The organism is Streptacidiphilus sp. EB103A, assembly GCF_041261405.1.
Taxonomy (GTDB): Bacteria; Actinomycetota; Actinomycetes; order Streptomycetales; family Streptomycetaceae; genus Streptacidiphilus.
The window spans coordinates 164,817-182,712 of sequence record NZ_JBGCAQ010000006.1 but is presented as its reverse complement, the minus strand read 5'-3'; the positions used below and the strand labels follow the sequence as shown (position 1 = coordinate 182,712).

Below are 17,896 nucleotides of genomic sequence, written 5' to 3'. Positions count from 1 at the left end.
TACGCGGGGCGGCGGGGCGGGAAGGCTCAGGAACCCGGGGATCAGAATCCGGGAGTCAGAATCCGGGGACTCTGGGACCTCAGGAGGCGGCGAGCGTGCCCAGCGTGACGTTGGCGGTCTTCGTCTGGCCGCTGCGCAGATAGGTGACCTGGACCTGCTGGCCCGGCTGCAGGCCGGCCAGCACCTCGCTCAGTTCGTTGGAGCTCGCGATGGTGGTTCCGCCCACCTTGGTGATCACGTCCCCGGCCTGGATCCCCGCCCTGTCGGCCGGGCCGCCGCTGGTCACCGAGACCACCCCGGCGCCGGTCTCGGTGTCGCCGCCGCTGGTCAGGACGGTTCGCGAGGTGATGCCCAGCGCGGCGCGGCCCGAGTTGGTGACCTTGCCGTCCTTGATCATCTGGTCCGCCAGGCTGACCACCGCGGACGCCGGGATGGCGAAGCCGATCCCCGGCGCCTGGGCGCCGCTGCCGCTGGCGGAGGTCGCGGCCAGGGTGTTGATGCCGACGATCTGGTCGGCCAGGTTCACCAGCGCGCCGCCGCTGTTCCCGGGGTTGATCGCCGCCGAGGTCTGCACCATGTTGGGGATCGTCACGCCCGGCGACTCCGCGGTGCTGGGCTCCGACACCGTACGTCCGACGGCCGACACGATGCCCTGGGTGACGCTGCTCTCCAGCCCGAGCGGGTTGCCCATGGCCAGCACGATCTGGCCGACCGCGACCTTGCTGCTGTCCGCGAAGACGGCCGGCCTGATGCCGGAGGGCGGGTTGGTCAGCTTGATCACGGCCAGGTCGCTGGTCGGGTAGGAGTAGACCAGCGTCGCGTCCAGGGTGGTGGAGCTGTCGGCGAGGGTGACCTTGAAGCTGTGCCCGGTGCCGATGACATGGGCGTTGGTGACGACGTCGCCCTTGCTGTCGTAGACGATGCCCGAGCCCAGGCTCTCCCCCGCGGTGATCTGGACGACGGAGGGGAGCACCGCCTTGACGGTGTTCTGATAGTCCGTCTGCAGATCGTTGCCGGCTCCGGACGCTGCGGCGGTCGCACTGGAGGAGCCGCCGCTGTTCCAGCCGTTGGCGGCGTTCGACGACGAGCCGCTGCTGCATCCGGCCGCGGCGGCGAGCACCAGACCGACCGTGAGCACCAGGCACGGCCTGCGGAGCGGAAGCGAGCGGGAGGTGCCGGAGCCTGCGCTCTCCATGGGTGCGACCTTCCTGTCGGGCTGCCCGTCGAGCAGGGCTACCTTGGGAGATTTACACCTATTGTCCCTTTTGTTCCACAAGAGAACGGGAGGCGCGCCGCCCCCTCGCACGCAGAAACCCCGGTACGGACGGAGGGAATCCGCCCGCACCGGGGGTGGGGGTGCGCCGGCCTACGGGCTGTCGCCCTAGAGGCCGAGCGACTTGGCGATCACGAGCTTCATGACCTCGCTGGTGCCGCCGTAGATGCGGAACACCCGGTTGTCCGCGTAGAGGCGGGCGATCGGGTACTCCAGGATGTAGCCGTAGCCGCCGTGCAGCTGCAGGCAGCGGTCGACCACCCGGGAGCAGACCTCGGTGGTGAACAGCTTGGCCTTGGCCACGTCCGAGGCGGTCAGGTCGCCGGTCTCGAACTGCTCCAGGGCGCGGTCCACGACGGCCTGGGCCGCGTCGACCTCGGCCTCGCAGGCGGCGATCTCGAACTTGGTGTTCTGGAACTCGGACACCGACTGACCGAAGACCTTGCGGTCCTTGGTGTAGGAGACGGCCAGGTCCACCGCGGCGCGGGCGGCGGCGTAGGCGCCGACGGCGATGGCCAGGCGCTCCTGGACCAGGTTGTGGGCCAGGTAGAAGAAGCCCTTGCCCTCCTCGCCCAGCAGGTTCTCGACCGGCACCTTGACGTCGACGAAGGACAGCTCGGCGGTGTCGGAGGTGCGCAGGCCGATCTTGTCCAGCTTGCGGCCGACGGTGTAGCCCTCACTGGTGGTGTCGACGCAGAGGATGGAGAGGCCGGTGCGGCGGTTCTCCGGGGTGGCCGGGGAGGTGCGCGCGACCACCAGCATCAGGTCGGCCTGGACGCCGCCGGTGATGAAGGTCTTGGCGCCGTTGAGGACGTAGTGCTTGCCGTCCTCGGAGAGCTTGGCGTTGGTGGTCATCCCGGCCAGGTCGGAGCCGGTGCCCGGCTCGGTCATGGCGATGGCGGTCATCATCTCGCCGGAGACGAACTTCGGCAGCCAGCGCTTCTTCTGCTCGTCGCTGCCGTACTCCATCAGGTACGGGAGGCAGAGGCCGGTGTGCACCCCGGAGCCGCCGAAGCTGACGCCGGCACGGGCGCACTCCTCGGTGACGATCGCCTGGTACTTGAAGCCGTGGATGCCGGCGCCGCCGAACTCCTCCGGCACCTCGATGCCGAAGACGCCCAGCTCGCCCAGCTTCAGGTAGAAGTCCTTGGGAGCGCGACCGGCCTGCTCCCACTCGGGGTAGACCGGCACGACCTCCTTGGTGATGAAGTCGCGGATGGTCTCCCGGAACGCCTCGTGGTCCTCGGTGAATACGGTGCGGCGCACGATGGCGCTCCTCTCCTGAGCCTTCACGTCCTGACTGGTCGAACGAACGTTAAGTTAATCGCCAGTAGGGTGTTCTGTCCAGGGAGGCCGACTGTGATGTGAGCCGGATCCGACGGCCGGTCGGCCGCCGGGCAGAACGGTCGATAGGTCAGTGCCGGCAGCCGGGGCTGGGAACGCCGCTGCCCCCACGACCGGGCGGTCGCGGGGGCAGCGGCGGTGTCGGGCCGGATGTCGCGCCGGCCGACGACTACTGGGTGAAGTAGCCGGTGACGTCGGCGATCAGGTCGACGGTGCCGCTGTAGTTGTAGAAGTCCACCACACCGTTCTTCACCGGGACCACCACCAGGTTCGGGATGGTCTGCCCCGCCGCGAAGTTCAGGTTCGAGGCGAGCGGCATGGTGGTGCCGTCCGGATACACGGTCACCACCCCGCCCGTGCTCGGATTGACCGCCGTCACGTTCATGACCACCGCGGTCGCCCCGGTCGACGGAATCCCGTTCACCCCGGCGACCTTCAGCTTCACCGTCCCACCGGCCGCCACCCGCGCCGTCGCGACACCACCGGTGCCGTTGCGGGTGTCCATCGCCCGGACCGGACCGGCGGTGACGTACGAGGATCCGGACCCCTGGGTGAAGTAGCCGGTGATGTCGGCGATCAGGTCGACGGTGCCGAGGTAGTTGTAGAAGTCCACCACCCCGTTGGTCACCGGGACCACCACCAGGTTGGGGACGGTCTGCCCGGCCGCGAAGTTCAGGTTGGAGACCGTAGGCCGGGTGATGCCGTCCGGATACACGGTCACCACCCCGCCCGTGCTCGGGTTGACCGCCGTCACGTTCATGACCACCGCGGTCGCCCCGGTCGACGGAATCCCGTTCACCCCGGCGACCTTCAGCTTCACCGTCCCACCGGCCGCCACCCGCGCCGTCGCGACACCACCGGTCCCGTTACGGGTGTCCATCGCCCGGACCGGACCGGCGCTGGTGAAGGTGGAGCCGCCGGTGGCAGTCGTCGAGAAGTAGCCGGTGACGTCGGCCAGCAGGTCGACGGAGCCGGTGCTGACCGCGAAGTCGACCTTCCCGTCCACCACCGGGACGACCGCCAGGTTGGGCATCACCGCGCCCTTGGGGACGTTCAGGTTCGAGGTGGCCGGCTGTTTCAGACCGTCCGGATAGACCGTGACGACCGTGCCGGCGGTCGGCTTGACCGCAGTGACGTTCATGACCACCGCCGTGACCCCGCTAGCCGGGATCCCGTTCGCCCCCGCGATCTGCAGCACCCGCGGCGTGCCGGCCACGACCGGCGCCTGCGCCCCGCCGAGGGTGGTCCTGGTGTCCATGGCCCGGGTCGGACCGGTCGGGACGTAGCTGCCCTTGGGCGGCGCGGCCGCGGTGAGCACCTGGACGTCGGATGCCTTCACATAGGCGATCCGGTGGTTGTAGCGGATCGGGTAGTACTTGGTGGTCGGGGAGATGACCTCGATGCACACCGACGGCGAGGCGCAGCTGCCGGTGGTGTTGGTGTCACTGCTGGTGTAGTAGTAGTCGGCGCTCACAGCGGCGTCCGCGGTGTAGGCCTGCCCCACCGGGAGGGTGTACGCCAGCGGCGCGACCGGCTGGTAGCCCGAAGTGGCGAAGGTCGCGAGCGAGGGCGGGTAGTCGGAGGCCTCGGGGTAGTAGCGCCCGTAGACCGCGACCGGTGTGCTGCCGCTGGGCTGGACTATCAGCTGGCCCGGATGGGTGTTGGCGACCGTGTTGATCCCGGCGGGGTTGTAGAACCAGGCCTTCTGTCCGCCGTACCAGATCGCGGTCCAGTCACCGTTGATGCCGGCGACGACGAAGCTCTGGCCGTAGACGGCCTTGTCGCTGACGTCGGCGATCTGGCTGCTGCCGCTGTCCATGCCGGCGCCGGACAGGATGCTGTCGGTGATCAGGCCGGAGTCGGTGGAGGCGTCCTTGTAGAGGTAGACGAAGTTGGCGTTGGCGGCCGGGCAGGGGTCGGTGCTGTCGGCGGTGGCGCCCGGCTTCACATCGCAGCCGAGCATCGCCGGCTGGTTGGCCGAGCTGAAGGCCGGCGCGATGGTGACCGTGCCCCCCTCGACCAGGTTGCCGCTGCCGACCGGGGTGGCGCCCAGCAGGCTGAAGAGGGTGCTCCAGTCGTAGTAGGGCCCCGGGTCCCAGTGCTGCTTGGTGACGAAGCTGGAGGGGGTGGAGAGCGGGTAGGGCACATCGTCGTGGCCGAGGATGTGGTCCCGGTCGAGCGGAATGCCGTACTTCTCCGCGACGTACTTCACCAGGGCCGCGTCGGCCGCGTACTGCGCCGAAGTCAGCCAGGTGCCACCGGTGTTGTTGGCGGAGGTGCTGCCCGCGGCGAAGCCGACGTTCTCGATGCCGACCGAGTGCAGGTTCACCGACTTGTTGCCGGCGTGGGCGGCGGCGTCCTCAAGCGGCACCAACTGGGTGACCGCACCGTTGGCGTCCACGATGTAGTGCGAGCTGGTGCCACTGGTCGCGTCCTGGAAGACCCCGACCGCGTCCGACGCCGCATTGCCCTCGGTCGTGTGCAGCACGATCGTGGTGATGCCGTTGCCGTCGGTGGGACGGTTGCCGGGGTAGTAGTTGGGGATGGCAGCCGGTGCGAAGGTGCAGGTCACCGTGGTCGGGCACTCGGTGGCGGTGGACGCGGAGCTGCCCGCGGCCGTCGCCCGCAGGCTGAGCCCGCTGATGGCCTGGGTCGCGGCCGCCGTGCTGGGCACGGTGACAGCCGGGCTGGCCGCCAGCGACACCGTCTGGTTGTCGGTGGTAGTGCGGGAGGCGCCGCTGTGCAGGGTCAGGAAGACCTGGTCGGCGAAGCCGGTGGCGGCCTTCTGGTCCGAGGCCTGGGAGTAGGCCGCGACCGCGCCGTACCACTGGGTGGGGTCGAGGGACACCGTGTGGTGCAACTTCTGCTGGTAGGAGACCAGCAGGGCCGCTGCGCCGCGGATGTTCTGCTTGCTGTCACCGCGCAGCGCCGAAGCGGGCTGCTTGATCAGCCCGGCGGCCGTGTCCAGTGTGTGCAGGGCCGGGGAGTTGGTCGCGGACTTGTCGTTCACCAGCGCCATCAGCGCGGCGCTCGGGGTACGCGGCTTGCTGCCGTCGCCGGCGTCGTTGTACTCGGCCGCCACCTGGGCGGCCGTGAGCGGGGCCGCCGTCGACTGGGCGGCCTGGGTCAGGCCCATGACGTTGTAGTTGCCGGTGGTGCTCGGCTTGCCCTGGTGCGACTCCCACTGGGTCTCCTGGTAGGACACCGCCAGCAGGACGCTCTCCGGGACCTTGAACTCAGCAGCCGCAGCTGCGAAGTCGTCCTGCAACGTGCTCCTGGCCGAGGTCGCCAGGGCCACCGACGACGCGTCGGCCCCCGCCCCGGATGTGGACTTCGTGGGCGCCGCTTCCGCGACCGCTCCGACCACCAGCGCTGCTGCCGCCAGTGCGACGCCGACTCCGGCGCCTATACGAGATTTCTTCCGACTGTGCCTTGCTGCCACCGCAGTGCCCCTGCCCTGAATCCGAGTAGCGGGGCAGTAACGACATGGCGGTCTGCCCCCAATGCGCGTGTCTCGTTCTCGTCACGTCCGCGCGTGCTGCCGCGTCCGGCTGAAGTCAAATCCCCCGGCGATCGAACACATGACAAATGATGGTTGAGGTTAGCAGTCATGGGGCTGTCCAAGACCATTGGGGCCTCTGTTCCGGGGCTGTTCGTGCAACGATGTGTCCATGGCTGAGAAGACCCGCAGCGAGCACTCCGAACCCCTCTCCCCGACCGGTCCCCAGCAGGTGATCGAGTACGGCGACTACCGCGCGGTACTCACCGTCGTGGGTGCGGGTTTGAGAGGTCTCAGCCACCGGGGACGTCCGCTGATCGTGAAGTACCGGTCCGAGCAGATGCCGCCCGGCGGCGCGGGGCAGTTGCTGGTGCCGTGGCCCAACCGGGTGAGGGACGGGAAGTACGCCTTCGACGGCCGGGAGCAGCAGCTCGACATCAGCGAGCCGGCCACGCACAACGCCAGCCACGGCTTCGTCCGTTGGCTGCCCTGGCGGGTGATGGCCGAGGACACCGCCTCGGTCCGCTTCGGGCTGCGGCTGTACCCGATGCACGGCTACCCGCACATCCTCGAACTGACGGCCAGTTACACCCTGGGCGAGGACGGCCTGAGCGTCGAGGTGGCCGCCCGCAACGTCGGGCCGACGGCCGCCCCGTACGGCATCGGCGCGCACCCCTACCTGACCCTGGGCCGGGGTCCGGGCAGCCTGGACGAGGCCGTCCTGGAACTGCCGGCCGACACCTGGATCCCGGTCGACGAGCGGCTGATCCCGACCGGCCGCGAGTCCGTCGAGGGGACGGACTACGACTTCCGCAAGGCCAGGGCGATCGGCGCCACCCCGCTGGACACCGCCTTCACCGGACTGCACCGCGACCGCGACGGACGCGCCGCGGTCCGGCTGACCAGCGGCGACGGCGCCCGCGGGGTGGAGCTCTGGGTCGGCGAGGAGATCGGCTGGCTGCAGGTGTACTCGGGCGACGGCCTGACCGGCCCGTACCGGCGCGCGGGCATCGCGGTCGAGCCGATGAGCTGCCCCCCGAACGCCTTCGCCACCGGCGAGGACGTGATCCGGCTGGAGCCGGGCGACCGGATCGCCCACCACTGGGGCATCCGGGCCCTCTGACGGCTGCCGCACCATCCCTCCCGCACCGTAGAGTTACCTGTGAGGGGGTGCGCAGATGCGCGGGTTGCAGGGATGGACGTCGGCGGGGCCGCAGACCGCCGAGGAGATGATCGCGGAGGCGCGCAAGGCGTTCTTCGTGATGTTCGGCTTCATGGTCCTGATCTGGGCGCTGCAGATCGTCAACTGGACCGGGAACTACCAGCTGGACCGGGAGTTCGAGGTGATCCCGCAGCGGCCGGACCGGCTGGGCGAGATCTTCACCGCGCCGTTCCTGCACTTCAGCTGGCAGCACATCGAGGGCAACTCGGGGCCACTCTTCGTCTTCGGCTTCCTCGCCGCCTACCGCGGCGTGGTGCGCTTCCTCTGGCTGACCCTGCTGGTCGCACTCACCAGCGGCCTCGCCGTCTGGATCTTCCAGGACACCAACACCGGCAGCGTCGGCGCCAGCGGCTTGATCTTCGGCTACTTCGGCTATGTGGTGCTGCGCGGGATCTTCGACCGGCGGCTGATCGACACCCTCATCGGGGTGGTCATGGCCGCATCCTTCGCCTATCTTGTGACGATCGCACTGCCCGGCACCCCCGGAGTGAGCTGGCTGGCACACCTGGGCGGACTGGTCGGCGGCGTGGTCGGAGCATGGGCACTGCGGGACCGACGGCCCCGGATGGTCTCCGGCCCGGATGCGGGCCCTGGATCGGGCTACGGCTCGGCCTCAGGTTCGGGCCTGGGCGCAGGTTCAGGTTCAGGTAAGACGATCGTGCCCGCGCAGGGGTCGAACCCGGCGCTCGAAGGCAGCCGCAGCGACCTGCACAAGGAGCTGGGGGATCTGGGGCTCCTCTAGCCCCACCCTCTGCGCCCGGAAAAGTGCCTGGTCAAACGGATTAATGGGTTCCTGTGACGGAACTGGCAGGCAAAGCACAGGCTTGCCACAGGTTGACCTCATGGATTTCTCATTGAGGGCATGCAGCCTTCTCGCCATGACGACGATGCCCCCTAGCCCCGAAGCGGCCTCCACCGACCTTCGCCGACCCGATGGAAGTCCCGTCCGAGTCCTCGTCGTCGACGACGAGGCTCCGCTCGCTGATCTGCTGTCCATGGCCCTGCGCTACGAGGGCTGGCAGACGGCCACCGCCGGTGACGGCGCCGACGCTCTGCGTGCTGCCCGGGAGTTCCGCCCGGACGCCGTGGTGCTCGACGTGATGCTGCCCGACCTGAGCGGCCTTGAGGTGATGCGCCGCCTGCGTGCCGACCAGCACGACGTGCCGGTGCTGTTCCTCACCGCCAAGGACTCGGTCGAGGACCGCATCGCCGGCCTCACGGCCGGCGGCGACGACTACGTCACCAAGCCCTTCAGTCTTGAGGAGGTCGTGGCCCGCCTGCGCGGACTGCTCCGCAGGAGCGGCGCGGCCGCGGCGCGGGCGGAGTCGGTGCTGGTCGTCGGCGACCTCACCCTGGACGAGGACAGCCGCGAGGTCTACCGCGGCGACGACGCGATCAGGCTCACCGCCACCGAGTTCGAGCTGCTGCGGTTCCTGATGCGCAACCCGCGCCGGGTGCTCAGCAAGCCCCAGATCCTGGACCGGGTCTGGTCCTACGACTTCGGCGGGCAGGGGAACGTCGTCGAGCTCTACATCTCCTATCTGCGCCGCAAGATAGACGCCGGACGCTCCCCGATGATCCACACCATGCGCGGCGCGGGGTACGTGCTGAAGCCGGCCGACGCGGGGGCACCGGTCCGATGAAGCGGAGCCGGGTCCGAAGCTGGTCCACATGGTCCTTGCGGACCCGGCTGCTGGTGACCACCACGCTGATGCTGGCGGTGGTCAGCGGGGTGATCGCGCTGGTCACCACGCTGGCGGTCAAGGCGGACCTGAATGCTGCGGCCCAGGACAAGCTGACGCAGGCGATTGCTCGAGCCCAGCCGTTCTGGATCGACAACGGAGGCGGGACCGACGGCACAGGCGGGGCCGGAGCGTCGCGTCCGCCGTCGCGCGCCCAGCAGAATCCCCTGGCGTTCGTCAACACTCTGCCAGAGGGTGCCGTTGGCGCCCTGGTGGCAAAGGACGGAACTGTGCAGGCCGGCACACCGACGGTGAGCACCGACGGCAACAACAACCCGTCCTTCACCCCCAAGGCACTGACGACCGCCCAGACGAACGCACTCGCTGCTGCTGCCGGCACCAGCGTCTTCGTCACGATCTCCCTGCCCGACCTTGGCGACTTCCTGGTGAAAGCGCAGGTCAATCCTCAGACCCAAGAGACGCGCATCGTCGGGGTGCCCCTCAACAGCTACCAGACCACCGTCAATGAGCTCATCGCCGTCGAGGCGACGGTCACCCTGGCCGGGATGATCATCGCAGGCTTCCTCTCCTTCGGCCTGATCAGGATCTCGCTCCGTCCCCTCGACCGGGTCGCCGCCACTGCCGCACGAATCTCCCGGGTGCAATTGGACCGGGGCGAGGTCGGCGAGTTGACCCGGGTACCTGACGCCGACACGGACGTCCGCACCGAAGCCGGGCAGGTCGGCTTCTCACTCAATCGACTCATCGACCATGTCGCCGACGCCCTGTCCGCCCGCCACGCCAGCGAGACCCGCGTGCGCCAGTTCGTCGCCGACGCCAGTCACGAGCTGCGGACGCCACTGGCATCCATCGCCGGCTACGCCGAACTCACCCGGCGCGGACGCGAAGCCGTACCGCAGGACACGGCCTACGCACTGAGCCGGATCGAGTCCGAGGCCGCGCGGATGACCCGCCTCGTCGAGGACCTCCTGCTGCTGGCCCGCCTGGACGCCGGGCGCCCGCTGGAGCGCGAGCCGCTGGACCTCTCGCCGCTGGTCATGGACGCCGTCCGGGACGCCCACGCGGCCAGCCCCGACCACAACTGGCAGGTCCAACTCCCTGACGACCCGGTGATGGTGGACGGCGACGGGCACCGGCTGCACCAGGTGCTGGTCAATCTCCTCGCCAACGCGGGCAAGCACACCCCGGCCGGGACCAGGGTCACCGCCGCCGTGCTGCTCTCCCCCGACGGCACCGGTTGCGAGCTGCGGATCATCGACGACGGTCCGGGCATCCCACCCGCGCTGCTGCCCTCCGTGTTCGAGCGCTTCGCCCGCGGCGACAGCTCCCGCTCCCGTTCGGCCGGCAGCACCGGCCTCGGCCTGGCCATCGTCGCCGCCGTCACCGCCTCGCACGGCGGCCAGGTCAGCGTCCGCAGCTCGCCGGGGTGCACCGTGTTCACGGTCCGGCTGCCGCTCTCCTTCGAACGGGCCAGGTTTCTGAATTACCTCGCCAACTGACAGACCGTTCACAGCATCGGCACACGGCGACAACAGGGCTTTCGGAGAGATTGGTGGTATGTCGTCCACCATTGCCGCCCAGCCCGTCGAGCTGGAACAGCAGTCCCCCGCCGGGGACCCGCGCTGGGTCCGCCCCGCATTCATCGCTCTACTCCTGGTCACCGCCGTGCTCTACCTGTGGGGCCTCAGCGCTTCCGGCTGGGCCAACCAGTTCTACTCGGCGGCCGTCCAGGCCGGCAGCAAGAGCTGGGAGGCCATGTTCTACGGCTCCTCCGACGCGGCGAACTTCATCACCGTGGACAAGCCCCCGGCGTCGCTGTGGGTCATGGACATCTCGGCCCGGATCTTCGGCGTCAACTCCTGGTCGATCCTGGCGCCGCAGGCCCTGGAGGGCGTCGCCACGGTCGCCGTCGTGTACGCGGCGGTACGCCGGCGCTTCTCGGCCCAGGCCGGACTGATCGCGGGCGCGGCGCTGGCGCTCACCCCCGTCGCCGCGCTGATGTTCCGCTTCAACAACCCCGACGCGCTGCTCGCCCTGCTGCTGACCCTCGCCGGCTACGCCGTTCTGCGCGCGCAGGAGAAGGCCCAGACCCGCTGGCTGGTGCTGGCGGGCGCGTGCGTCGGCATGGCGTTCCTCACTAAGACGCTGCAGGCGTTCCTGATCCTCCCCGCGCTCGGCATCACCTACCTGGCGTTCGCGCCTACCGGGATGTGGCGCAGGATCAGGCAGGTGCTGGTGGCCCTGGTCGTCATGGTCGTCAGCGGCGGCTGGTGGGTGGCCATCGTCGAGCTGACCCCGGCCGCGTACCGGCCGTACATCGGCGGCAGCCAGCACAACAGCTTCCTTGAACTGACCTTCGGCTACAACGGGTTCGGGCGTCTGGACGGCTCCGAGACCGGCAGCGTCGGCGGGGGCGGCGGCGGTGCCGCAGGCGGCACGGGCATCTGGGGCAGCACCGGACTCACCCGGCTGTTCAGCTCCGACATGGGCGGTCAGATCGCCTGGCTGCTCCCGGCGGCGCTGCTGCTCGTTGTCGCCGGATTGTGGCTGACCTGGCGCCTGCCCCGAGTGGACAGCCGCCGCGCGGCCTTCGTGCTCTGGGGACTCGCCCTGGTCACCACCTTCCTGACGTTCAGTCTGATGAAGGGCATCTTCCACCCGTACTACAACGTCGCGCTGGCTCCGTACATCGCGATCCTGATCGGCATGGGCGCGGCGCTGCTCTGGGAGCACAGGAAGAGCTGGTTCGCCTCCGTGGCACTGGCGGTGGTCACCGGGGTGACGGCCGTGTGGTCGTACACCCTGCTGGAGCGCAGTTCCGACTGGTACCCGTGGCTGCGGTACGCGGTGCTGATCGGCGGGATGCTGGCGGCGCTGGGCCTGGTCGTCGCAGGCCACCTCCCGAGCGGCTTCGCCCGCCCGCTGGCGGCGTTGGGCCTGGTCGCGGCCCTGGCCGGACCGGCGGCCTACACCCTGCAGACGGTGGGCACGGCGCACACCGGATCCCTGCCCAGCGCGGGACCCTCCGTGATGGGAGGCGGGTTCGGAGGCGGCGGCGGTGGCGGCTTCGGCGGCGGACGCGCCGGCGGCGGGTTCCCGGGCGGAGGCCAGGGCGGCGCTACCACCGGCGGCGGTCAAGGCGCGCCGCAGGCCGGCGGCGGCACCGCGCCGGGTGGCACCACGACGCGCGGCGGAACCGGCGGCGCCGCTGGCGGCGGCGGGTTCGGCGGCGGCGGGGCGGGCGGTGGTGGCGGCGGCATCGGAACGCTGCTCAACGGCTCCAACCCGGGCACGGCGATCACCGCCCTGCTGAAGACCGACGCCGGCAAGTACACCTGGGCCGCCGCAGCAATCGGCTCCCAGAACGCCGCCGGCTACCAACTCGCCACCGGCGACCCGGTGATGGCCCTCGGCGGATTCAACGGCACCGACGCCGCCCCGAGCCTCAGCCAGTTCGAGCAGTACGTCCGCTCCGGCCGGATCCACTACTTCATCGCCGGCGGCACCGGCGCCAACGGCAGCAGCGGCAGCTCGGACACCAGCCAGATCTCCACCTGGGTCGCAGCCAACTACTCGTCCAGCACGGTTGACGGGGTGACGGTCTACGACCTGACGAAGGCGAAGACGACGACCACGAGCTGACGCGATGTGTGTCGGGGAGGCGGGGCGCCGCCTCCCCGACACGGGGCCGGTAGGTGGCTTACATGGCGCCACCGTTGCCGGATGGCACGCCCGTGGCTTGTTGCTGTTGCTCGGCTCCGCCTCGCGGCAACAGGAGCGGGAGGGGCTGCGGGGCCCGCCGCCGGGCGCCGCGGAAGGGTTCGACAAGAGGAACAGCAGGGGCGGCGGTTGCGGGCATGCGGTCTCCGGGGGCCTGATCGATGGCTGACATTCGATTAGGTTAGGCTGCCCTTACTATGGCACAGGTCGAGTACCGCCACCGAGGAGCCCTACGTGTCCCGCCTCGCCGCGCATGACGTCACGCTCGCGTACCAGGGCGATCCGGTCGCCGAACATCTGGACGTGGCGATCCCCGACGGTTCGTTCACCGCGATCATCGGCCCCAATGCCTGCGGCAAGTCGACCCTGCTGCGCGCCCTCGGGCGGGTACTGCGACCAGCCCGTGGCACCGTCCACCTGGACGGACGGGACATCACCTCGCTGCCGGCCCGCAAGGTCGCGCAGCAGCTGGGGCTGCTGCCGCAGGGCTCGACGGCGCCGGACGGCATCACCGTCGCCGACCTGGTCGCCCGGGGCCGCTACCCGTACCAAGGGCTGTTCCGGCAGTGGTCGTCGCGGGACGAGCAGGTGGTCGGCGAGTCGATGGCCGCGACCGGGGTGGCGGAGCTGGCCGATCGCTGCGTCGACGAGTTGTCGGGCGGGCAGCGGCAGCGGGTGTGGCTGGCGATGTGCCTGGCCCAGCAGACCCCGCTACTGCTGCTCGACGAGCCGACGACCTATCTCGACGTCGCCCACCAGGTCGAACTGCTGAACCTCTGCGCCGAGTTGCACGAGACGGAGGGGCGGACGCTGGTGGCCGTGCTGCACGACCTCAACCAGGCTGCTCGCTACGCCACCCATCTGATCGCGATGCGCGACGGCGCCGTGGTTGCCGAGGGCGACCCCTCGGAGATCGTGACGGCGGAGCTGGTGCAGCGGGTGTTCGGGTTGCGCTGCCGGGTGATCGAGGACCCGGAGAGCGGAACGCCGCTGGTCGTACCGCTGGCGCGGGTGCGAACCGCCGCGGGCGCAGCGCTCAGGGCCTAGCGGATCGGAAGCTGTCCCCGGATCGGGGACAGCTTCCGATTAGCGGAGCAGTCGGCGCAGCCGGGGTTCGACCACCGGTCGGAACACCCTCCGCACCGGGGTGGTGCAGAGCGCCAGCGCCAGCGCCACCGCGCCGGCGGACAGCAGCAGCCAGCCGCCGGGGTGGCGCAGCAGCGACCAGTGGTACGCGCCCTCCAGCAGCAGCGTCCGCTGCACGAACGCATGCAGCAGGAACGCGTACATGGTCCCGGCGCCGAGCGCGCTGAACCACATCGGGCGGCGTGGCACCAGCGCCAGGAAGGCCGCCGCGAGCAGCAACCCGAGCAGGAACAGCACCGAGGACTCGGCCAGCCAGCGTGCATACGAGACATGCAGCGAGCCGCTGGAGCCGCTGCGGTAGAGCCAGTTGACGTTGGTGCTCGGGGCCGCCGCATAGGCGAGGACCGCCACCGCGGCGAAGACAGCCAGCGCGTACAGCCGGACGTGCCGGAACGCGAGCAGGCGGTCCAGGCGCTCGCGGCGCAGGCAGAGGCCGATCACGAAGTACGGCAGGAACTCCAGCGTCCTGGCCAGCGCCAGCATCGGGCCGAAGGTGAAGGCGCCGCTGAGCAGGAACACCGCGATCGCCACCGGCACCGGCCGGCGGACCAGCCGCCACAGCGGGGCGGTGATCCGCCACAGGAACAGGGACATCAGGAACCACAGCACCCAGGTCGGGGTCAGCGGTGCCAGGGCGAAGTGCGTTCCGGCCAGCCACTGCACCCACAGCGTCAGCAGCGTGTTCCACAGCAGGAACGGTGCGAGGACGCCGGTGAGCAGCCGCCGGAGCTGGCGCGGTTCCCCCCGGAAGCTCTGCGAGAACCAGCCGGAGACCAGCACGAAGACCGGCATGTGGAACACATAGACCAGCAGGTACGCAGCCCGCAGCGGTCGTTCGCCCGGCAGAGCGACCAGCGGCTCCCAGGCGTGGCCGAGCACGACCAGCACGATCACCAGTAGTTTGGCGTTGTCGAAGAAGGGGTCACGCGCGGTGCGCGGGGGCGCTTCGACGGCGACGGCGGGACGGGTGAGGAGCACCTGTGGATCGTAGCTCGGCTGCGGCATGTGCCTGGCTGGTCGCGCAGTTCCCCGCGCCCCTGGACGTTTGCAAGCGGGCCAGTTGCACAAGTTAGGGGCGCGGGGAACTGCGCGACCAGCCGACTACGATCCGCAGTCGAGGAACCCACAGAACCCCCTACCCGGCGATCGCCACCGCCGTCCCCGACACCCGCACTCTGCGGTCCCCCTCCCGCAGCTCCACCCGCAGCACCCCGGGCCGGCCCAGATCCTCCCCCTGATGCAGCGTCAGCACCGTCCCGCCTCCCCCGACCACCAACCCCAGCTCCCGCAGGTACGCGCCGAAGGCCGCCGCCGCGGCGCCGGTGGCCGGGTCCTCGACGACCCCGCCGATCGGGAACGGGTCGCGGACATGGAAGGTGGACGCGTCCTCGCGCCACACCAGCTGCAGTGTGGTCAGATCGCGGTCCACCATGTAGGCCGCCAGCCCCTCGAAGTCGTAGGCCAGGTCCGCGAGGCGCTCGCGGGTGGCGGCGGCCAGGACGAGGTGCCGGGCGCCCGCGTAGGCGATCCGGGGTGGCAGGGCTGGGTCGAGGTCGTCGGCGCTCCAGCGGAGCAGCCGCAGGGCCTCGGCCACATCCGCCTCCGACACCGCGTCCACCCGGGGATCGACGCTGGTCAGGGTTGCCCGCAGAACTCCGTCCGGCCCGGCCTCGACCGCGACGGGCACCTCGCCGGCCCGGGTGCGGAAGAGCAGTTCCCCGGCGCCGATGCGCTCGGCCAGGGCGACTGCGGTGGCGATGGTGGCATGGCCGCAGAAGGGGACCTCCGCCTTGGGGCTGAAGTAGCGGACGTCGTAATCCCGAGGGTCGCGCTCCCCCGCAGTCCCACTCCTCCCCCTCGTCAGAAACGCCGTCTCCGAATAGCCGACCTCGGCCGCCAGAGCCAGCATGCCCGCGTCGTCCAGCCCGGTCGCGTCGAGCACGACCCCGGCGGGGTTGCCGCCCTCGGGGTCGGTGGTGAAGGCCGCATAGCGAAGGATGTCCATGATCGGTCGAACTCGGGCGGCGGCCCTATTGTTCCGACGCTGTACCTGCAAGGTCCATCCCAGCCTTCCGCAAGAATCAGAAAGAATTTTCTACAAGCCCCTTGACGCAGCTCCGTCACCGCGAGCATCGTCATGGCGAAGCACCGGGCGACCCCACCCTCAGCCCGTGCGACCTTCACCCCACCCGGAGCCACCATGCGTACGCGCACGCGCCTTCGCGCCATGCTCGCCTCAGGAGCCCTGCTCACCGCAGGCATCGTCCCGCTCACCCTGGCTGCCAGCGCCGGGACCGCGCACGCGGCCCTGAACAGCGGCGATGTGATCGCCAATCTCTTCATGTGGAACTGGAACTCCGTCGCCAACGAGTGCACCACGGTGCTCGGCCCCTCCGGCTACGGCGGTGTACAGGTCGCCCCGCCGGAGGACTCCACCACCGTCTCCGGCCACCCCTGGTGGGAGATCTACCAGCCGGTGGACTACAACCTCACCAGCCGGATGGGCAGCGAGGCACAGTTCGCCGCCATGGTCTCCACCTGCCGCGCGGCCGGGGTGAGGGTCTACGTCGACACCGTCATCAACCACATGACCGGGCAGGGCAGTTCGTCCTACGGCGGGGTCACCGGGTACACCAAGTACAGCTACCCCGGGCTGTACTCCAGCGCCGACTTCCACTACTACCCCGGCGACTGCCCCCAGTCCGACGACCAGATCCACAACTGGGACAACTACACCGAGGTCACCCACTGCGAGCTGTCGAGCCTCTCCGACCTCCGCACCGAGTCGGACTACGTCCGCACCGCGATCGCCGGGTACCTCAACAAGCTGATCGGCTACGGCGTCTCGGGCTTCCGGGTGGACGCGGCCAAGCACATCGGCGAGACCGACCTCGCCGCGATCGAGAGCAAGCTCAACAAGACGGCCGACGGCACGGCTCCCTACGTCGCCCAGGAGGTCATCCCCGGCGGCACCGGACAACTCGCCCCCGCCTCCTTCGAGGTCACCGGCAGTCTGCTCGGCTTCGACTACGCCGACGACCTCACCCAGCAGTTCAACGGCAGCATCTCCAACCTGAAGACGTTCGGCACCAGTTGGGGCCTGCTGCCGAGCAGCGACGAGCTGGTGTTCGTCGAGAACCACGACACCGAGCGCAACGGCTCCACCCTCAGCTACAAGTCCGGTGCGGTGAACAACATCGCCACCGAGTTCGAACTCGCCTGGGGCTACGGCACTCCGGAGGTGTACGCCGGATTCGACTTCACCAACTCCGACGACTCGCCCCCGGCCGCCAGCACCGGCATGGTCACCGACACTGCCTGCGGCAGCGGCTGGGAGTGCACCGACCGGGTCACCGGGGTCAACCACATGGTGGCCTGGCACAACCACACGGCCGGCCAGTCGGTCGCCAACTGGTACGACGACGGCTCCAACCTGATCGCCTTCAGCCGGGGCAGCGCGGGCTGGATCGCGGTCAACAACGAGAGCTCGGCGCAGACCAAAACCTTCGCCACCGGGATGGCCGCGGGCATCTACTGCGACATCATCCACGGCGCGGTCAGCAGCGGCGCCTGCAGCGGGACGACCGTCACCGTGGACAGCAGCGGCAATGCGAGCGTGACCGTCCCGGCCAAGGACTCGGTCGCCTTCGACAGCACCGACCTGGTGTCGGCCGCGACCAGCGTCAGCGAGAACTTCAGCGAGAATGCCACCACCGTCTACGGCACCAACGTCTACGTGGTCGGTTCCCTCCCCGTCCTCGGCAGCTGGAGCACCAGCGGCGCAGTCCTGCTCTCCTCCGCGAGCTATCCGCTCTGGACCGGGACGCTCCACCTCCCCGCGAACACCTACTTCGAGTACAAGTACATCAAGAAGGACAGCAGCGGAAACGTCACCTGGGAGAGCGGTGCCAACCGCACCACGACCACCCCGGCCTCGGGCAGCGCGACCCTCAACGACACCTGGAAGTAGCCGCACCGAGAGCATGGCT

At 69.8% G+C, this 17,896-nt stretch carries 12 protein-coding genes; 7 read left to right on the top strand and 5 right to left on the bottom strand.

Annotated features, from left to right (window positions below; all coding sequences use genetic code 11):
- Window positions 1–79: 79 nt before the first annotated feature.
- The 3 genes from ABH941_RS11865 to ABH941_RS11855 form a co-directional block, all read right to left on the bottom strand.
- On the bottom strand, window positions 80–1,195 hold the full coding sequence (locus tag ABH941_RS11865) for a S1C family serine protease (RefSeq protein ID WP_370128887.1): 1,116 nt from the start codon (window positions 1,193–1,195) through the stop codon (window positions 80–82).
- Window positions 1,196–1,381: 186 nt separating this feature from the next.
- On the bottom strand, window positions 1,382–2,539 hold the full coding sequence (locus ABH941_RS11860; RefSeq protein ID WP_370128886.1) for an acyl-CoA dehydrogenase family protein: 1,158 nt from the start codon (window positions 2,537–2,539) through the stop codon (window positions 1,382–1,384).
- 247 nt (window positions 2,540–2,786) lie between these two features.
- Window positions 2,787–6,059 carry an N-acetylmuramoyl-L-alanine amidase gene (locus ABH941_RS11855; protein WP_370128885.1) on the bottom strand — a complete coding sequence of 1,091 codons (3,273 nt, stop codon included), beginning with the start codon at window positions 6,057–6,059 and terminating at the stop codon, window positions 2,787–2,789.
- A 229-nt stretch (window positions 6,060–6,288) separates the two neighbouring features.
- On the opposite strand from ABH941_RS11855, the gene ABH941_RS11850 reads away from it, so the two are divergent.
- The 6 genes from ABH941_RS11850 (at window position 6,289) to ABH941_RS11825 (ending at window position 13,808) form a co-directional block, all read left to right on the top strand.
- On the top strand, window positions 6,289–7,239 hold the full coding sequence (locus tag ABH941_RS11850) for an aldose 1-epimerase family protein (protein WP_370128884.1): 951 nt from the start codon (window positions 6,289–6,291) through the stop codon (window positions 7,237–7,239).
- Window positions 7,240–7,294: 55 nt separating this feature from the next.
- Window positions 7,295–8,080 carry a rhomboid family intramembrane serine protease gene (locus ABH941_RS11845; RefSeq protein ID WP_370128883.1) on the top strand — a complete coding sequence of 262 codons (786 nt, stop codon included), beginning with the start codon at window positions 7,295–7,297 and terminating at the stop codon, window positions 8,078–8,080.
- Window positions 8,081–8,216: 136 nt separating this feature from the next.
- Window positions 8,217–8,981, top strand: coding sequence for a response regulator transcription factor (locus tag ABH941_RS11840; RefSeq protein WP_370128882.1), 765 nt, complete (start codon window positions 8,217–8,219; stop codon window positions 8,979–8,981).
- Window positions 8,982–9,034: 53 nt separating this feature from the next.
- Complete coding sequence (locus tag ABH941_RS11835) at window positions 9,035–10,540, top strand: sensor histidine kinase (protein WP_370128881.1); 1,506 nt, start codon at window positions 9,035–9,037, stop codon at window positions 10,538–10,540.
- 58 nt (window positions 10,541–10,598) lie between these two features.
- Window positions 10,599–12,683 carry an ArnT family glycosyltransferase gene (locus tag ABH941_RS11830; protein ID WP_370128880.1) on the top strand — a complete coding sequence of 695 codons (2,085 nt, stop codon included), beginning with the start codon at window positions 10,599–10,601 and terminating at the stop codon, window positions 12,681–12,683.
- A gap of 312 nt (window positions 12,684–12,995) precedes the next feature.
- Window positions 12,996–13,808 carry an ABC transporter ATP-binding protein gene (locus tag ABH941_RS11825; protein WP_370128879.1) on the top strand — a complete coding sequence of 271 codons (813 nt, stop codon included), beginning with the start codon at window positions 12,996–12,998 and terminating at the stop codon, window positions 13,806–13,808.
- Window positions 13,809–13,847: 39 nt separating this feature from the next.
- Here ABH941_RS11825 and ABH941_RS11820 read toward each other — a convergent pair whose 3' ends face one another.
- Both ABH941_RS11820 and ABH941_RS11815 read right to left on the bottom strand, forming a co-directional pair.
- Window positions 13,848–14,885 carry an acyltransferase family protein gene (locus ABH941_RS11820; RefSeq protein ID WP_370128877.1) on the bottom strand — a complete coding sequence of 346 codons (1,038 nt, stop codon included), beginning with the start codon at window positions 14,883–14,885 and terminating at the stop codon, window positions 13,848–13,850.
- Between the two features lie 157 nt (window positions 14,886–15,042).
- Window positions 15,043–15,912 (bottom strand): PhzF family phenazine biosynthesis protein, encoded by an 870-nt coding sequence (locus ABH941_RS11815; protein ID WP_370128876.1) that lies wholly within the window; start codon window positions 15,910–15,912, stop codon window positions 15,043–15,045.
- A 195-nt stretch (window positions 15,913–16,107) separates the two neighbouring features.
- Between ABH941_RS11815 and ABH941_RS11810 the strand changes: the two genes are divergently transcribed.
- On the top strand, window positions 16,108–17,877 hold the full coding sequence (locus ABH941_RS11810) for a carbohydrate-binding module family 20 domain-containing protein (protein ID WP_370128875.1): 1,770 nt from the start codon (window positions 16,108–16,110) through the stop codon (window positions 17,875–17,877).
- The last annotated feature ends 19 nt before the right edge of the window (window positions 17,878–17,896 follow it).